Origin of the sequence: Deinococcus alpinitundrae, assembly GCF_009982895.1 — a bacterium.
GTDB lineage: Bacteria > Deinococcota > Deinococci > Deinococcales > Deinococcaceae > Deinococcus > Deinococcus alpinitundrae.
Genome location: NZ_WXZL01000008.1, coordinates 1 through 16,563, shown reverse-complemented (window position 1 = coordinate 16,563; position 16,563 = coordinate 1). Strand labels below are relative to the sequence as shown.

Below are 16,563 nucleotides of genomic sequence, written 5' to 3'. Positions count from 1 at the left end.
CGGGTGCGGTCCGCCCAGCGCCCACTACGACGTGATCAGTGTGCCGACCCGCTCGCCCAGGAAGAGGCGGCGCAGGTTGCCTGCCTGAAAAATATCAAAGACGACCAGCGGCAGGCCCTTGTCCATACACAAAGTGATGGCGGTGGCGTCCATCACGGCCAGGCGCTGCTCCACCACGTCCATGTGGCTGAGCGAATCGTAGCGCACGGCGTCGGGGTTTTTCTGGGGATCGGAATCGTACACGCCGTCCACCTTGTTCTTGGCATAGAGCACCACTTCCGCCCCGACTTCCAGGGCGCGCAGGGTCGCGGTGGTGTCGGTGGTGAAGAAGGGCGCGCCGTTGCCGCCGCCGAAGATGACCACCCGGCCTTTCTCCAGGTGGCGCATGGCCCGGCGGCGGATATAAGGCTCGGCCACCGCCGCCATGTGAATGGCGCTCATGACCCGGGTGGGTTGCCCGGCGCGCTCCATCGAGTCTTGCAGCGCCATGGCGTTCATGACGGTGCCGAGCATGCCGATGTAATCGGCGGTGGCCGGGTCCATACTCTTGCCGTTTTGCGCGCCGCGCCAGAAGTTGCCGCCGCCGATGACGATGCTCAGCTCCACATCGGTGCCCTCCAGCGCCGAGACGATGTCGCGGGCGAGCTGGTCGGTGGCCTCGGGCACGATGCCGAACCCCTGGTTGCCCGACAGAAACTCGCCGGACAGTTTGAGAAGAACCCGTTTGTACATACTTGACCTCTCAGAGGACGCGTAGGCAGGAAAGCCGTGAAGAGGAGGGGTGCCGCGTTGAGGCCGAACCAAGAAGAAAGCCCAGCAGCGCCGGGCGACTGGGCAAAGTAGAACGTGGCCCGAACTCGAGAAGAAGGAGCGTCTACGAAGTCAAAAAAGAAGGCGACTTGCGCCGCCCTCCTGTGTGCCCTTACGCGCCGATCTCGAAGCGCACGAAGCGCTTGATGGCGGTGTCACCGAGGTACTTGCCCACCGTCAGGCTGTTGTCCTTAACGAATTTCTGCTCGGGCAGCACCCGCTCCTCGTAGAACTTGCCGATCTGTCCGCCCACGATCTTGGCCGCCAGCTCGGGGTTCTTGCCCTCGTTGATGGCCTTGTTGGTCAGAATCTCGCGCTCTTTCTCGATGTCGTCGGCATTGACCTCGTCGCGGCTGAGGTACTGGGGGCGCTCGGCGGCCACGTGCAGGGCCACGTCCTTGGCCTGCTGCTCGGCTCCGCCCGCCAGATCAACCAGCACGCCGATCTTGCCGTTGCTGTGCACGTACCCGGCCACGTTCTGGCCTTCCAGGTAGGCCACCCGGTTGAGCACCAGATTCTCGCCGATGGTGCCCGCCGCCGCCGCCACAGCGGTCTCGACGGTGTCGCCGTTTTCCAACTTGAACTGCTTGAACTCGGCCAGATCGTTGGTCTTGGCCTTCAGCGCAGCCTGGGCCAGGCTTTCCACCAGCGCCTGAAAGTCGGCGTTGCGGGCCACGAAATCGGTCTCACTGTTGAGTTCGACCATCGCGGCACTGTTGCCGCCAATGACAAAGCGCACCAGGCCCTCTTTGGCCTCGCGGTCCGACTTCTTGGCGGCCTTGACGATGCCGCGCTCACGCAGCAAGGCCACCGCTTTGGTCTCATCGTTGCCCGCGTCGGCGAGCGCCTTCTTCACGTCCATCATGCCTGCGCCGGTCATTTCGCGCAGCTTTTTAATTGATTCCAGCATGTCGTTCCCTCTCTTTTTTCGGTTGTGGTGTGATGTTCAGGATCACTCAGAAAAATGCGGGGCCTGAACACTGAAGTCCAGGGCCGCCGCAGGGTGAAAGCTTGAACAGGGCGGCCTCAGCCCCGGATTTCGTTGTCCAGCGCCTGCTCCGCGCCCGAGGCGATCTGCTGGCCCTGGGTGTCGTTCTGGCTCGCCTCGCCGCCGATACCGCCCTGGGTGGTGAACATCGCCACGTCGTCGGGCAGCGGCTCCTGGGCCGCCTCGATCTCGGCGTTGTCCTCGCCCACGCGCTCACTGCTGACATCCTCGCCGCCGCCGCGGGCTTCGACGATCAGGTCGCCGACGCGGTGGGTGATCAGCTGGATGCTGCGAATGGCGTCGTCGTTGCCCGGCACGATGTAATCGATGACATCGGGGTCGGAGTCGGTGTCGGCCAGTGCAATCACCGGGATGCCCAGCTTGTTGGCTTCCTGCACGGCGATGACTTCCTTGGTGGGGTCCACCACGAAGATCGCGTCGGGCAGACGGGTCATCTTACGGATGCCGCCCACGTAACGCAGCAGCCGGTCACGCTCGCTGCCGAGCTGGATGCGCTCGGCTTTGGGGCGGTCGTTGATGCGGCCCGACTCGAACAGTTCGTCGAGTTCGCCGAGGCGGTCAATCCGGGTGCGGATGGTGCGGAAGTTGGTCATCATGCCGCCGAGCCAGCGGCTGGTCACGTAGGGCATGCCCGAGCGGCGGGCTTCGAGCTCCACGATTTCCTGGGCCTGCTTCTTGGTGCCGACGAACAAGATGGTGCCGCCGCGCTCCGAGAGGTCCTTGATGAAATCGAAGCTGCGGTCGATCTGCTTGAGGGTCTTTTGCAGGTCGATGATGAAAATCCCGTTGCGCTCGGCAAAGATAAAGCGTTTGAACTTGGGGTTCCAGCGCTTGGTCTCGTGACCGAAGTGCACTCCGGCTTCGAGTAACTGCTTCATTCCGATATAGGACATCATTTCTCCTGAGCGTTCAGTAAGTGAAGTTTGCCGTCCGTGCGCCGAGTTGAAGCACTCAGTCGCAAGGCCGCGACGCTCGAGCGCGGCCTGCTGGGAACACGGGGGCACCCAAACGAAGAGTTTATCATGCTTGGAGGGGCGGTGGAAAGAGGCACACAGAAGATGGGGGGAAAGGCCCATTGGCTCTCCCCTGCTGGCGGTCTCTCAGCGGCTCGACTCGCCTGCCTGTCTCTTCCAGACCTGCACTCCTGTGGCCCCCCGGTGCGCCCGCTACACTGCACGCATGCTTCGCGCCGCTTACTGGCTTTCTGCCATCATTTATCTGCCGCTGGGGCTGATCCTGTACTTTTTTCCGACCAGCCTCAGCCAACTCCTGAGTCTCAGTCCGCTGTGGCTGGCCCGCCTCAGCGGCGCGCTGCTCACCGCCTGGGGCGGCCTGATCATCGCTGCCGCCTTCAAACCCGACAGCATCACCCGCTACGGCCTGGCCACCGCCAATCTGCTGGCCGTCGCCACCCTGGTTCCGGCGACGCTGCGCGGCACGGTGGGCGCGGCGTCGAGCGCCGTCCTGGCCGTCTGCGGCGTGCTGGGCGTGTCGGGCCTGCTGGCTCTTGCCGGAGGAGAACGCCGTGTCTGAACATATTCCTGAAATGACTCCTGAACCCGCCACCCAGGAACCCAGCACCCAGGAACCCAGCACCCAGGGTGGCGAGCGGTTGCAAAAGCGCCTGGCCCGTGCCGGAGTCGCCTCCCGCCGCGCCGCCGAGGAACTGATCAAGGCGGGGCGCGTCACCGTCAACGGTCAGCAGGCCACCCTGGGCCAGAGCGTGACCGAGCGCGACGTGATCGAGGTAGACGAACTGGTGGTGGGCGCAGGCCAGCAAGCGCACCGCACCTTCGCCATGTACAAGCGCCGGGGCGTCATCGTCACCGCCCACGACGAGAAGGGTCGCCCCGCCGTGCTCGACCACATGCCGGTCATTCCGGGCCTGCATCCGGTGGGCAGGCTCGACCGCGACTCGGAAGGACTGCTACTGCTCACCACCGACGGCGAACTGACCCTGCGCCTGACCCACCCGCGCTACGGCCACGACAAGGTCTACCGCGCCTGGATCGAGGGCGGGATTCCCGACAACGCCACCCTGGACGCACTGGAAGACGGCATCGAGTTGGAAGACGGCTTCACGTCTCCGTCGCGGGTGGACCGGGCCGGCAAGGGTGTCTACGTGACGCTGCGCGAGGGCAAGAACCGTCAGGTACGCCGGATGCTGGAAGCGGTGGGCCACCCGGTCACACGGTTGGTGCGGGTGCGCCTCGGCGGGCTGTGGCTCGAAGATTTGGTGCCGGGTGAGTGGCGCGAACTCGGCAGCCGCGACCTGTTCGACTTGGAGAACCCCGACAAGACCCCGGAGAACGTCTGGGACCGCAAGGAAAAACTGACGCGGGAGCGCTGGGGCTGAGCGGCCTCCGCCTCACGACAACGTATTGAAGATGTAAAAGACCAGCAAGCTGAGCATCACCATCCAGGCTCCCAGCCGCTGCTGGCGCGGCAGGAACTGGCCGCTGGTCACGGCGGAGAGCTGCACGCCCGCACCCAGCAGGCTCAGCCCGAACGGCAGCAGGCCGGGACTCAGGCGGCTGAGCTGCCACAGCGCCAGGATGTAGATCACGCTCACCACAAAGGTGACGCCCACCGCCAGCAGCACCAGGGCCGTCAGGCGGCGGGGGGCCGTGTCGGATGTTACCGTGCTGCCCACCGAGATCAGGACGACCAGTTGAAGCAGTAAGGCGGCGACGACTAGCAGGGGCATGACTTCACACCGAACAGCTTAGCGGCTCGGGAGGGCGATTCGCCCAGCGCCCCGTGTATACTCCTGAACGCGGGAAGGAACACGGTCGCGCCCTGGCTCAACCCAGGGTGAGGAAAGTCCGGGCACCGCAGGGCAAGATGCCAGCTAACGGCTGGGCGGCGAGTGAACCGGCGTGACCTGAGAGGGCGCACGCACAGGCGCGAAGCCGACGGACAGTGCCACAGAAACCAGACCGCCCGCCGCGCAACGGCCGCTCTCACGGCGGCGGCGGGTCAGGGTGAAACGGTGCGGTAAGAGCGCACCAGACGCGTTGGAGACATCGCGTGCCTGGTAAACCCCATCTGGTGCAAGACCCGACAGTGGAGGAGGGCGGCCCGCCCGATGATTCCCAGGATGGTCGCTTCAGGAGCGCGGCGACGCGCTTCGCAGAGAGATGACCGTGATTCCGCAAGGAAGACAGAACCCGGCTTACTCCCTTCCCGCACCCGAGAAAACGGCCGCCCGGCATCCTGTTGGGCGGCCGTTTTTGGCCCGGTGAAAGCCGTTAGACTGGGGCATGACTGTCAACAACGAACGTGATCTGGAAGGCATGAAGCGGGCGGGCCGGGTGGTGGCCCAGACGCTGGCCACACTCAGGGCCGCCATCGAACCGGGCATGACGCCCTTAGAGCTCGACGAATTGGCCGGACAGGTGTTCGAAGCCCACGGCGCAGTCTCGGCTCCGCACTTGGAATACGCGGCACCCGTGAACGTGTTTATCAGTGTGAACGAGGATATTGTTCACGGCCTGCCCACCACCCGGCCCCTGGCGGCAGGCGATGTGGTCAAGATCGATGTGACGCCGAACGTGCACGGCTACATTGCCGACGCGGCGATCACGGTGGCCGTGCCCCCCGTCTCGCCGACGGCCTCGCGCCTGCTGGCCTGCGGTGAGGCGGCACTGGCGGAAGCTATCAAGGTGGCCCGGCTGGGCCGTCCCCTCAACGGAATTGGCCGGGCCATCGAGTCAGAAGTCAGGAAGCGCGGCTTCACCTTGCTGCGGGAGTTGCAGGGTCACGGCGTGGGCCGGGCCATCCATGAAGCGCCCAATGTGCCGAACTTTTTCCAGCCCAATTTGAAAAAGCCCCTGCACGAGGGGCTGGTACTGGCTATCGAACCGATGATCTCCAGTGGCCGCGCCTGGCGCACGCGCACCCGCCGCGACGGCTGGACCATCTGCACCACCGACGGCGGGCTGGCCGCCCACTTCGAGCACACCGTCATGATCACGCGCGGCGCACCGCTAATTCTGACTGCCTGATTCAGGACGGCGGCAGGACGGCCTGAACCGACACAGCTTGAGGCGTAGCGGCCCGAGTCGGCTCCGTCTGACCTGCCAGCGCCGCCGCGATGAATCCGGCGAACGGCGGGCTGGGGCGCATCGGGCGCGACTTGAATTCGGGATGGGCCTGCAAGCCCACAAAAAAGGGATGCTCCGGCAGTTCGATGCTCTCGACCAGGCCCGCGCCGCGCCCGGCCATACCGGGGGTCACACCGCTGATCAGCAGGCCCGCGTCCTTGAGCCGCTCGACATAAACCGGGTTGACCTCGTAACGGTGACGGTGGCGCTCCTGCACCTCGCCGCCCTGCGGGACGCTGTAGAGCCGCGCCAACCGGGTTCCGGCCAGCAGATCCATCGGCCAGTCGCCCAGGCGCATGGTGCCGCCCAGATCGGCATTCTGAAGCTGCTCGGGCATCAGGTCGATGACCTTGTGCGGTGCGTAGGGATCGAACTCGGTGGAATTGGCTCCGCCGAGGCCCACCACGTTTCGGGCGTACTCCAGCACCGCCACCTGCATGCCCAGGCAGATGCCCAGGTACGGCACGGCGCGGGTACGGGCGTACTCGGCGGCCCGGATCTTGCCCTCGATGCCGCGCACACCGAAGCCCCCCGGCACCAGAATGCCGTCCACATCGCCGAGCTGGGCCTCGATCTCGGCAGCCTCCTCCAGCGATTCGGTGTTGACCCACTTGATGTTGACGCGGGCGTCGTTGGCGATTCCGGCGTGCAGCAGCGCCTCCATCATCGAGAGGTAGGCGTCGGGCATGGCCGTGTACTTGCCCGCCAGCGCGATGGTGACTTCCCGCGCGGGCGACTTGATAACCCGCACGGCGTTTTGCCACACGCCCAGGTTGGGGTGGATGTGCTCCAGATCGAGCAGCGTTTCGACAGCCTTGCCCAATCCCTGTTCTTCCAGCGCCAGCGGTATCTCGTAGACGTGCGGCACGTCAAAAGACGAGAACACACGGTTGGCCCTGACGCTGGTGAACAGCGCTATTTTCTTGGTGATGTCTTCCGGCAGCTTTTCCTTGCTGCGCACCATCACGATGTCGGGGCTGATACCCACCGATCTGAGGGTCGCCACCGAGTGCTGGGTAGGCTTGGTCTTGAACTCGTTGGAGGTGCCGAGGTACGGTACCAGTGTCAGGTGCAGATAGAGGGTGTGCTCGTCGCCCACATCGAAGCGAAACTGCCGGATGGCTTCCAGAAACGGCAGTGACTCGATGTCGCCCACCGTGCCACCCACCTCGATCAGCACGATGTCGGCTCCGGCACGCTCACCTGCCTCGGTGATGCGGCGCTTGATCTCATCGGTGACATGTGGAATGACCTGCACCGTCTGCGAGAGGTAGTCTCCGGCCCGCTCCTTGCGAATGACTTCGAGGTACACCTGCCCGGTGGTGATGTTGCTGCCCGGCGGCACGTCGAGGTCGAGAAAGCGCTCGTAGTTGCCCAGATCGAGGTCGGTTTCGGCCCCGGAAGCGGTCACGAACACCTCGCCGTGCTCGTAGGGCCTCATGGTCCCGGCGTCAATATTGATATACGGATCAATCTTGACGGCAGTGACTTTGTAGCCGCGCGCCCGCAGCAGCGCCCCGAGCGAGGCGGTGGCCACGCCCTTACCCAGGCTTGAAACGACGCCGCCGGTCACGAAAATATATTTGGTCTGCATCGCTGTGTGCCTCCTGCCCCTGCCTGTTGCCCGGCTCCAAAAGAAAACCCGGGAGCGCAGAGGCTTCCGGGATTTCAGAATAGCACAGCTTGAAATTATGGATTCCAGTTACGTGGATAGACATTCACAGTCTGGGGACCGATCAAAGAAGAATTTGCCGAGGCGACCCGGAACCGTTGCCCCGTCAGCGTGATGGAAACCTTGCCAGGTGTTGCAGCCGCAGGAGTAACAACATCGAATTTCACGTTATTTAGGCTGGGCTGAATATAGTCAGATAGAATTCTTCCCACCCCACCCGTATAATAAGTCGGAGCACTTGAAAGAGTTTTGACGGAATCACTTGACAGAATTGCCCCTGGGCTCCAGGCAATACCACCTGAAAACATATTTTGTCTGTATTCCATGATCACCCATTGGCTGGCATTGCTAGCATCGGCGTTAGGCACATCCACTAAAGCACTATTCAACAGAGCAGAACGCAGCATAGGATAGTAGGCAAAAAATCGATAGCACCCATCCGTAATAGTCGATGCATCGGGTGTCGTTCCTTGACAATCTGATGTGGGAACAGAAGGTGGTAAAATCATCGCTAAAAACGGCTGTGTTCCAACTGTCCATGTTTGCGAACTGGGGGTCACAAGAGTGTTGAGGGTGCTTGCACCACTTGTATTTAGCTTCAACACACTCCCTGACGGATAAACGTAAATAGCGTCGTTCGTTCGTCCAGCAATGACCTGTTGCGTGAGTTGAATTTCACTAACAAGATCATTGCGCGAATTGATGTCTGTGGAAGAAAAAAGAGTAGTCGTGAAAAGGCTTGTGGCAACAGCCAAGATAATACCGGTAATCGCTAAGCCGATCAACAATTCTAAAAGAGTAAATCCAGCCTGGCCTTTCATGGCCTCACATCCAGACTCAGAATCACCGGAGATTGATCTAGGATTGTAGTGGTAACAGTTAAACGACGTAAGAAAGGAGTATTTCCGGAAGTATCGGCACAAGTCGCACTGATCGAAAAATCAGGGGCCACATCCTGACATAGAACCGTCGAAGTCGCCGGTTTGGACATAACATTCAAGTCCGCTTGGGGACTCGCGTAATCACCCACGACTGTAGCGCGAGCACGTTCGAGAACATCTTGGGCTTCTCTAGTTCCGTTCAACGTTTTTTCTGAGGTTCCACTGAGCCTAAGAGAACTGAGAAGAGGCTGGGCAGTGATGATGATGATAATTCCTAGAATGAAGACAGCCACGAGAATCTCTATAATGGTAAAGCCTTGATTCGCATGTTTTTTCATCTGATAACCTTGCCGGTAACACCGATAACTCTGATCGTACTTGTATAACTTGGATTCGCTGCCTCTAGAGTAAAAGTTCCACTTATGGCGCCTGTATCAGCAAAAGGAGCGCTATATGAAATAGCGTTGGCTAGGCTGGTCGGAGAGAGGGAAGCTGTCACCCCATCGGGGAAAATAACCGTAGAGCTTGAACCTCCCTGCTGATAGGTATATCCCGTTCTGTTACTGAGGAGCTGGACTTTAGTATTCTGTCCTGAACGCCAGGAAACACTACGTGCCCGCTCTAGATCACTAGAGAGTATAGTTACGGCATTGCGAAGGCGGGTTTTTTGAAGTTGAGCATTAAAATTAAAGAACAATATGGTTGCCAGAATACCAATAATGACCATGACAATTAGTATTTCGAGAAGTGTGAATCCATACTGCTTTTTATTCATGGGGCTGTCTGCCTGACATTGCCCGTGAGTAGGATATTCGCGGCATTTATGCTATCCCTATCCCCAGCCGTCAGGTTATATTTCATGCTTATATCCCAATTCTTCTGCGTCGGAAAACTAGGGGGCGAGAAGCCGATGTCCATACGAGGATCGTAAACGAAATTACGATTGAATCCTGTCGACTGAACGCCAGTAGTTCCATTGAATGTGAAAAAAGCGCCATAAATATTTTCAATGACCCCACCCGTCAAATTCAAGGCTCCACGAGCGCTTCCCAGTGCATAATTTTGAACCTGAATTGCTCCTTTTGAAGCCATAAGTACAGCCTGTACGGTAAGGTTATTAGGAGCATTGACCGTGCCTTTGTCAGGGTCAGTCACTTGGGTAGTGTTAGTTGAATTGTTTGCAATCTCAATATTCCCATTGGAAGAGTAGATCCCAAGAACGTTTTGGATGATATTTCCATTACCATCGAAGCTAGAGCACACTGCTGTCTTAGCTGTTCCAGAGTCACAAGGAGACTGTTCATATTTCAGGTTTCCAGTCAATACGATATCTTGATCTGCCGAAAGAGTCATTTGAGCAAAACTTGCAACAGCAGGGTCAGCGCTTCCATAGACGCTTTTGACTCCACCTTTGGCGTAAATAACCCCATTAAATTTGGCAGAACTACCTCCTGGAATCGTTGATGCCTGCCATTCTCCTGTTGATAGGTTCTTATTGGCGTTCACCCAGTTCGGCGCACTGATTGTTCCTGTGTTGATTTGCATCGTCTTACTAGCATCAAAACGAAGATAAATATCTTTAGAGTCTGATCTGGTATAATTTATAAGTTGATATTTATTAACACCTGTTCCAGATATCCCGTAACTTATCTTTTTTATGGCACTATCTAGATATAAACCTGTCTGGTCAATTCCATTAATGTTCGTTATATTTTTTGAGTCGTTGATCTGATTCTGACCGTTTTCGGGAAGCTGAATAAAGTCGCTATTCCACTTCGCATCACCGACAATTGGTTTGTCAGAGGTATTGTTTCCGAACGAAAGCTCCTTGAAAGGCTTTCCACTGATGCTGGTCGCTGATGACTTGATATTGGCGGAACTCTGAATTGTAGTCTGGCTAGAGCTATAGAAGCGAGCGCCAGCCGATTGCGCAATAGCACAATAGTCGGCTCCCATAGAGTCCGTCTTGATCTGCCCAGCCGGACAACCAGCCGAGGTCATCTGCCCTCCGAAGTAAGGATTCGCATTAAAATTAAAGTTTTGATTGGTGTGGACAGGACCACTGAATTGGGTATCCTTAGTAAACCAAAGGGTATTAGTATCAGATGAATTTGAATAGTGATGGTTTGTAAACAACGCATATTTAGCGAAGCTAGGCTTTGCAACAGTGAGTGTATAAACTTGACGTTTGGAGAAATCAGTGGCGTCTGAACGTACACTCCGAACCCCGGCACTCTGGTTTCCTGTACTTTTTAAGTCACTCACCATGAATGTAAAATTGAAGACATCAAGGCCAGGTCGTGTAATTGCAATAGGGATGACCCCAAACGAGAGTGAGCTTTGATTATTGCTTGAAGAAGTCGACAGGGTCCCGTCGCTGTTCAGCGTACCCTGTTTAAACACTGACGTAATGTAAGCGTCGAGCTTTGTTCCACCGAGTCCCATATCGGAAAGAGTGCTCGTTGGGTTTGTAGTATTGAAATAATTTCTAAAGAGCGCTGTTAAACCCTTGACCGGAGAGGGCTTATTAGTTAGGTCACAGAAGATTAAACCACTCAGATTTCTTATGAAATGAGTGCCGTCTAATGCAACGAACGAGGGCAGCGGGGAGGCAGTGTTGATATTCGACGGAGCGCCCGCCTCGCTACAGATACTTACAAACATATCCTGCATATTATTGCGATAAACAGTATTGGCAGGCTTAAGATTGTCCGTTAAAATATCGAAGAAATCCAATTGTGCTTGAGCCTGCGAAACCCCGGATTCTGCACGATATTGGGCTTGAAGCAACGCCCGCTGATCAGCCGTGTTTCGACGAGTATTAACCGCTAAATTGGCGTTCACGACGATGACTCCGGCCAGAATCACCAGGATCATCAGGACCAGCACCACCAGCGCCGCGCCCTCTTCCAACCTCTTTCCCTTCATAAGTTTAACTATGGCGCAAGGGGTCTTACGAAAAAACACCTGTTCAGGGGGAGTACGGTAAGGGATGCCTTCCGTCACCGCTCGGCCAGTTCTAGTCTCCGCCCTCCCCCGGCCGCTCGACTTCGCCTATCCCTCCAACCGCTGGGCCGCTGCCGGACTGGGCCTGGGATTGCTGAGCGCCAAACTGCTGGGACACTCCTGGCCCGCCAGCCTGCGCATCGGCCTGGGTACCTTCACCAGCTGGGCCATCGGCCGCGAACTCGACCCCGATCATTCGCAGACGGCACTGATCGCCATGCCGCTGGCCTTCGTGGCCTCGCTGGGGCGGCCCGCAGACGCGGCCGAGCCGCCCGAAGGGCTGAGCAGCCTACGCCACGTCCTGCCGGGCTTCGTGGCACTCAGCAGCACCCGCGCCCTAGTCGCCACGGTAGGGCCAGCGCCGAGTGCCCAAGACGCTGCCGCCCTGGGCGTGCAGGCCGCTGCCGCCGCCCTCAGCAGCAGCAGCGTTTCCAGCTTGATGCCGGGCGCGGCGCTGGCGTGGTCGAGTCAGGCGCGTGACCGCTTCAGCGCGCCACCGCTTTCTGGTCTGGGGGTGCTGGCCGCCGGAGCACTGCCTGCCGCCGGTCGGGGTGCGGGCCACAGCGTCCTGGCCGATTTGCTGAGCCTGACGGCACTGGGCCTGAGCAATCAGCTCGCCGCCTCCGAACGCATCACCAGTTCGTGCGATCTGGTGCCGGGTAAGGTTTCGGACGAGCGGGTGCGGGCCGCTCGACTGCTCAGCCTCGGCACGCTGGTGCTGGGGCTGCTGCGGCGCGAAACGCTGGCACTGGCTCCCCTTGCCGCCGCCTGCGTGAGCATCGGCGCGCGGCGTACCCTTCGCCGCTGACTTCTAAAAGATGATTGGCTGAAGCCTTGCTCAAGCACTGAGGGCGTCCGTTGGCAACTTCCCCCGCAGTCAGTTGACGGCGAGAACCGTTAGGGTAAATCCATGACAGGCCTTTCCAGACAGATCACCTTGGTCCTGGCCACGCTGCTGACGCTGGTCATGAACTATCTCTCCAACGCCCTGCCGCTGTTCGGTAACAGCAACGGTGAGATTTCGGACTCGCTGCCCAACGCCTTTACACCCGCCGGACTGACCTTCGCCATCTGGGGCATCATCTTCCTGGGCCTGCTGGTCTTTGCGGTATATCAGGCGCTGCCGGGCCAGCGGGGAGCGCGCTACGACGCTCTGTTCTGGCCGTACATGCTGGCCAATCTGCTCAACGTCAGCTGGCTGCTGGCCTTTCAGAGCCTTCATTTCGGGTTGAGCGTGCTGATCATGCTGGCACTGCTTGGCTCGCTGATCTGGCTCTACACGCGGCTCAGAAGCCTGGAACTCAAACGCAGCGAGACGCTCGCCCTGGGGCTGAGCGGCCCCATCTGGTCGGCGCTACTGGTCGTCGTCGCCTCGCTGGTGGGGGCGTTTCTGCTGCGCGCCAACCGCGATCTGGCCGTCAGCGGCGTAATTTTGTGGGCCTACTGGGGCGTTTATCTGGCCCGCCCGGAGATGACCGTCGTGCTCGGCGGTTTGATCGTCGGGGTCTTGATTCTGCTGGCCGCCGCCTTCGTGCGCAGCGGTAAACCCGGCAGCGGGACACGGCGACTGACAGCCTGAGCCGACGATCTCCCGGTAACCGTTCAACCTGTAGGAAGCGAGGCGTCTAAAGCACATTCTTTAGACGCCTCGCTTCCTGCTGACTTTCAACTTGGAGCAGTGATCCGGTTGCAGGGACGAGACAAACTTCCACAGACGCCACTACCAGCTCGTTCACGCCCAAAGATCGTGCTTCCAGCGTCCGCTCAACGGAGCGGCCTCAATCCAGGCTCTTGATCTTGTACTTCATCTGCTTGCCGCTCTCCAGATTCACGACGAAGCTCTCACCCTTCTTGCGCCCCAGCAACTCGCGGCCCACTGGGCTGTCGTCACTGATCTTAGAGAGGCTGCCGCCGCGCATGGTGGCTTCCGGCGCGCTGACGAGCTGCACCTTCATGTCCTGCTTGGTAGCCTCGTTATAAAGGACCAGCACACTGCCGAGTTCGACCTTGCCGGTGTGCTCATCGCCGGTGATCAGGGTGGCGCGCGCCAGGGTGTCCTCGAATTCCTCGATGCGCGCCTCAATCATGACCTTCTCGCGCTTGGCGTCTTCCAAGCCCGTGTCCTCGAAATCGGCACTGGCTTCCATCTGCTCTTGCAAGATGCGGGTGGCCTCGGCCAGACGGCCCTGCTCCTGCTCCAGATTGCGCTGAAGGCGCTCGAAGCCTTCCTGGGTCAGCTTGATCTGCTTATGCTCTGCGGCCATACGTCCTCCGTGATGAAGTCCCGCTTTTTGCCAGTGGCGCGGGAGCTGAAGTGAAGCTGAAACCAGACTTGAAGCGGCGTCATTCTGCCACAGGCGGTCTTGGTGGGGCAAGAATTGCCAAAGCATAGAGCATGCGTCATGGAAATACGTCTCTTTTCATGCCCGGGCGGACTTGCAAAGCGCACAGGTAGAGCGAGTGGAAGCCGTGCGAGAGCGGATGGCAGCGAGCAGGCCCTCTACAGCGGCTGAAGGCAACGCCCACCTCAGCGGGAGAGCCGCGCCGCGCCGAACGCCGCCGGACGCCCAAGCCAGCGCAGGTTGAGCGCCGACGGCCCACTGTAGATCACGTGGTCCTGCGGCCTGAAGGTGGCGTGACAGTCGTAAATCGCCGTGCGGCGGCGCAGGAGGGGCCACACCACCGCCGCCGCACGGCCTGCGATGTCGCGCCGGGCCACAAGCCCGAAAAGCCGCGAGTCTTCCGAGCCGCTTGCCGTGCGGTTGTCGCCCATCAGGAAGTATTGCCCAGCCCCCAGCGTCACTTCACCGCTTGCCTGGCCTGTTGCCACGTCCAGGCGGGCGTGATTGGCGACAGCGCTGCTCTGGTCCCAGCAGCCCTGGGCCTGCCAGTAAGCCGCCGTGAACTGCTGACTGATCCGCACGCCATTCACGAACACCTCGCCACCCGACACCCGCACCCGGTCGCCCGGCAGCCCGATCAGCCTCTTAACCAGAAAGGGCCGGTAGGTGAGGTGATTGGTCCACTGACCCAGCCAATCGCCCAACAGCGGACGGTCGAGATCGTGCGTGGGTGGTTTGAACACCAGAATGTCGCCGCGCCGGAAGTCGCCCACGCCCAGCTTGTGCAGCCAGGTTTCGTACTTGGGAATCAACAGGCGTTCGTGGTGGCGCAGGTTGGGCATCATGCTCGCACCGTCCACGCCCACCAGCGTCACACCGACCTGGGTGATGACGACGGCCAGCACCAGCGGCTCCAGCCACGCCCACAGCATCCGCCAGCCCGACAACTTTGTTATCAGATTCTTATACATAGCTAGTGATTATCAGAATCTGATATGAGAATGCCGAGGCCGTCTCCGATTCGTGCTGTGTCTCCCTCGGCTCCTGCGGTCAGTCGCGCAGCTTGAGCCGCACCCACACCACCAAGAAGCCCAGCAGCACGGCGTCGGCGGCCACCGTCAGCGCGACGGCCTGCACGCCGAAGCGGGCCACCAGCACGCCGATCAAAGCAGGCATCACCGCGCCGCCCAGACTGCCCGCCGTGAGCATCAGCGGCGCGGCACGCACCGGAAAGCGGGCCGTGAACCAGGCCAGCAGCGTGGAAAAGACCGGCGCGACGCCCAGCCCCACGACCACATACCCCAGCGCCGCCAGAACTGGAACGGCGATCAGCAAGCTCCCGATCAACGCCAGCGCCGCGCAGGTCAGCACGACCCGGAACGGCTGAAAGCGGGCGGCGATGGCGGCAAAGCCCAGGCGGCCCGCTGTCAGCGCCAGCCAGTAGAGGCTGGTGACGGCTTCCGGATGCGGGTTGCCGATGCGGCTGAGGTGAACGGTGGCCCAGCTGCCCAGCCCCGCCTCGATGCCGACGTAAGCGAAAAACAGCAGTCCGAAGCGGGCGACCTGGCCGACCGGCACGCGGCCCTGGGCCAGTTCGGCAGGCTGGACAGGCCAGATTCGCACGCTGCGCAGCGAGGCAGTGAGCAAAGCGGCCAGCAACGCCACCAGCACGAACGGACCAGGGTACGCGCCCAGTCCCAGCGCCAGCAGCGGCGCGGCCACCGAGCCGATGCCGAACATGGCGTTGACCAGACTCGACGGCCCGGCCCCCAGGGTGGCAAACGCCGCGTTAAAGCCCCCCGAGAGCGCCCCGAAACCCAGGCCGGTGAGCAGGGCGGCAGCCAGCATCAGCGGCCAGCCCACCCCGAGCAGCCCTGCGCCGATTAGTCCCAGCACGCCCAGTGCGAAGGCAGCGCTGCCGATCATGACCGAGGTCCGCAGCGCAAAGCGGGTCAGCAGCGCAGCGAGGAGCAGCGGCCCCAACGCGCTGCCAAAAAAGTGGGCGCTACTGATGCCTGCCACCGTGGCCGTGCTGACGCCGAACCTCGCCTCGAACCTCGGAAAGGCCGGGCCGTAGCCCGCTTGAATGAGGCCCAGCAGCAAAAAAGCACCGAAACCCACCACGAACAGCGCGGCGTGGGGTGAGGACAGGCGGGCAGCAGGCAGTGGGCGGCTCATCAGCCGAAAGAGCCTAGCACGAAGCTGGGCACAGATTCAGCGCAAGGGTAAACGCCGCTTAAGGCAAGTGCTCAGTCGCCGCGCACCCGCTTCCCCTAGGCTGACCGGATGACTGACCGTGACGCTGTGAATGATGGCTTGCTGGGCGAAGTGGTGGACGAGGGAACCACCGCCGAACTGCTCGAAGAAAAGAACATCGCCGAGAACCTGCTGCGCGCCGACGTGAAGGCGGACCGCGCCAACCCCAACGACCAGCCGGGCTTCGACGATGGCCGTCTGGGCGGCTTCGACTACGAGGACCGCCAGGGCGAACCCAACGACACGGGTGAGGGCAGCGACACAGCGGGCAAGGAAACCGGCGGCGTGGGAACGAGCAGCAACGGCGGCGTGGACGGCGGCCCGGCCCGCACCCGTCCGCTGCCGGGCAAGGACGGCAAGTGAGCAGAATCAGTTCGTAACTTATTGATACCTGCTTAAATCGGTCACGCTTGGCTGCCGGAGAGCAATCGGGTCGGGAGTTGAATGTACCGAACACGCTGCCACGCCTGAATGAGTCGTG

Annotated in this window: 18 protein-coding genes and 1 other RNA gene; 7 read left to right on the top strand and 12 right to left on the bottom strand. The window is 60.5% G+C overall.

Annotated elements, in window-relative coordinates; all coding sequences use genetic code 11:
• Nucleotides 1-24: 24 nt before the first annotated feature.
• The 3 genes from pyrH to rpsB form a co-directional block, all read right to left on the bottom strand.
• On the bottom strand, nucleotides 25-732 hold the full coding sequence (gene pyrH / locus GUI70_RS09060; RefSeq protein ID WP_161881995.1) for a UMP kinase: 708 nt from the start codon (nucleotides 730-732) through the stop codon (nucleotides 25-27).
• 190 nt (nucleotides 733-922) lie between these two features.
• Nucleotides 923-1,720 carry a translation elongation factor Ts gene (gene tsf, locus GUI70_RS09055; RefSeq protein ID WP_161881994.1) on the bottom strand — a complete coding sequence of 266 codons (798 nt, stop codon included), beginning with the start codon at nucleotides 1,718-1,720 and terminating at the stop codon, nucleotides 923-925.
• A 116-nt stretch (nucleotides 1,721-1,836) separates the two neighbouring features.
• Nucleotides 1,837-2,712, bottom strand: a complete 876-nt coding sequence (rpsB, locus tag GUI70_RS09050; RefSeq protein ID WP_161881993.1) for a 30S ribosomal protein S2 — start codon at nucleotides 2,710-2,712, stop codon at nucleotides 1,837-1,839.
• A gap of 286 nt (nucleotides 2,713-2,998) precedes the next feature.
• Here rpsB and GUI70_RS09045 point away from each other — a divergent pair, with 286 nt between their 5' ends.
• Together GUI70_RS09045 and GUI70_RS09040 are read left to right on the top strand one after the other, a co-directional pair.
• Entirely contained in the window at nucleotides 2,999-3,352 is a 354-nt protein-coding gene (locus tag GUI70_RS09045) for a hypothetical protein (protein ID WP_161881992.1), read from the top strand.
• 13 nt (nucleotides 3,353-3,365) lie between these two features.
• Entirely contained in the window at nucleotides 3,366-4,175 is an 810-nt protein-coding gene (locus GUI70_RS09040) for a pseudouridine synthase (RefSeq protein WP_161881991.1), read from the top strand.
• Between the two features lie 12 nt (nucleotides 4,176-4,187).
• Here GUI70_RS09040 and GUI70_RS09035 read toward each other — a convergent pair whose 3' ends face one another.
• Nucleotides 4,188-4,526, bottom strand: a complete 339-nt coding sequence (locus GUI70_RS09035; RefSeq protein ID WP_161881990.1) for a hypothetical protein — start codon at nucleotides 4,524-4,526, stop codon at nucleotides 4,188-4,190.
• Between the two features lie 69 nt (nucleotides 4,527-4,595).
• Here GUI70_RS09035 and rnpB point away from each other — a divergent pair.
• An RNA gene (rnpB, locus tag GUI70_RS09030) (RNase P RNA component class A) lies at nucleotides 4,596-5,013 on the top strand.
• 69 nt (nucleotides 5,014-5,082) lie between these two features.
• Nucleotides 5,083-5,826 carry a type I methionyl aminopeptidase gene (map, locus tag GUI70_RS09025; RefSeq protein WP_161881989.1) on the top strand — a complete coding sequence of 248 codons (744 nt, stop codon included), beginning with the start codon at nucleotides 5,083-5,085 and terminating at the stop codon, nucleotides 5,824-5,826.
• 1 nt (nucleotide 5,827) lies between these two features.
• On the opposite strand, the gene pyrG is transcribed toward map, so the two are convergent.
• The 5 genes from pyrG to GUI70_RS09000 all read right to left on the bottom strand — a co-directional run bounded on the left by pyrG (nucleotide 5,828) and on the right by GUI70_RS09000 (nucleotide 11,484).
• Nucleotides 5,828-7,519, bottom strand: a complete 1,692-nt coding sequence (gene pyrG, locus GUI70_RS09020) for a CTP synthase (protein ID WP_161881988.1) — start codon at nucleotides 7,517-7,519, stop codon at nucleotides 5,828-5,830.
• 95 nt (nucleotides 7,520-7,614) lie between these two features.
• Nucleotides 7,615-8,418: a prepilin-type N-terminal cleavage/methylation domain-containing protein gene (locus GUI70_RS09015; RefSeq protein WP_161881987.1), complete on the bottom strand. Its 804-nt coding sequence runs from the start codon at nucleotides 8,416-8,418 to the stop codon at nucleotides 7,615-7,617.
• Nucleotides 8,415-8,816 carry a type IV pilus modification PilV family protein gene (locus GUI70_RS09010; protein WP_161881986.1) on the bottom strand — a complete coding sequence of 134 codons (402 nt, stop codon included), beginning with the start codon at nucleotides 8,814-8,816 and terminating at the stop codon, nucleotides 8,415-8,417. Before GUI70_RS09010 ends, GUI70_RS09015 begins: the two co-directional genes overlap by 4 nt.
• The gene (locus GUI70_RS09005; protein WP_161881985.1) at nucleotides 8,813-9,253 is read right to left on the bottom strand and encodes a prepilin-type N-terminal cleavage/methylation domain-containing protein; all 441 of its coding nucleotides are present in this window, start codon (nucleotides 9,251-9,253) and stop codon (nucleotides 8,813-8,815) included. The genes GUI70_RS09010 and GUI70_RS09005 overlap by 4 nt, the downstream gene beginning before the upstream one ends.
• Nucleotides 9,250-11,484, bottom strand: a complete 2,235-nt coding sequence (locus tag GUI70_RS09000) for a DUF4900 domain-containing protein (protein WP_161881984.1) — start codon at nucleotides 11,482-11,484, stop codon at nucleotides 9,250-9,252. The genes GUI70_RS09005 and GUI70_RS09000 overlap by 4 nt, the downstream gene beginning before the upstream one ends.
• Here GUI70_RS09000 and GUI70_RS08995 point away from each other — a divergent pair.
• On the top strand, nucleotides 11,471-12,292 hold the full coding sequence (locus GUI70_RS08995; protein ID WP_161881983.1) for a hypothetical protein: 822 nt from the start codon (nucleotides 11,471-11,473) through the stop codon (nucleotides 12,290-12,292). The two genes, GUI70_RS09000 and GUI70_RS08995, sit on opposite strands and share 14 nt — an antisense overlap.
• Nucleotides 12,293-12,394: 102 nt before the next feature.
• The gene (locus GUI70_RS08990) at nucleotides 12,395-13,063 is read left to right on the top strand and encodes a TspO-related membrane protein (RefSeq protein WP_161881982.1); all 669 of its coding nucleotides are present in this window, start codon (nucleotides 12,395-12,397) and stop codon (nucleotides 13,061-13,063) included.
• Nucleotides 13,064-13,262: 199 nt separating this feature from the next.
• On the opposite strand, the gene GUI70_RS08985 is transcribed toward GUI70_RS08990, so the two are convergent.
• The 3 genes from GUI70_RS08985 to GUI70_RS08975 form a co-directional block, all read right to left on the bottom strand.
• Nucleotides 13,263-13,748, bottom strand: coding sequence for a GreA/GreB family elongation factor (locus tag GUI70_RS08985; protein ID WP_161881981.1), 486 nt, complete (start codon nucleotides 13,746-13,748; stop codon nucleotides 13,263-13,265).
• Nucleotides 13,749-14,011: 263 nt separating this feature from the next.
• Nucleotides 14,012-14,797: a signal peptidase I gene (gene lepB, locus GUI70_RS08980; protein ID WP_161881980.1), complete on the bottom strand. Its 786-nt coding sequence runs from the start codon at nucleotides 14,795-14,797 to the stop codon at nucleotides 14,012-14,014.
• Between the two features lie 79 nt (nucleotides 14,798-14,876).
• The gene (locus tag GUI70_RS08975) at nucleotides 14,877-16,004 is read right to left on the bottom strand and encodes an MFS transporter (RefSeq protein WP_161881979.1); all 1,128 of its coding nucleotides are present in this window, start codon (nucleotides 16,002-16,004) and stop codon (nucleotides 14,877-14,879) included.
• Between the two features lie 108 nt (nucleotides 16,005-16,112).
• Between GUI70_RS08975 and GUI70_RS08970 the strand changes: the two genes are divergently transcribed.
• On the top strand, nucleotides 16,113-16,445 hold the full coding sequence (locus tag GUI70_RS08970; protein ID WP_161881978.1) for a hypothetical protein: 333 nt from the start codon (nucleotides 16,113-16,115) through the stop codon (nucleotides 16,443-16,445).
• The last annotated feature ends 118 nt before the right edge of the window (nucleotides 16,446-16,563 follow it).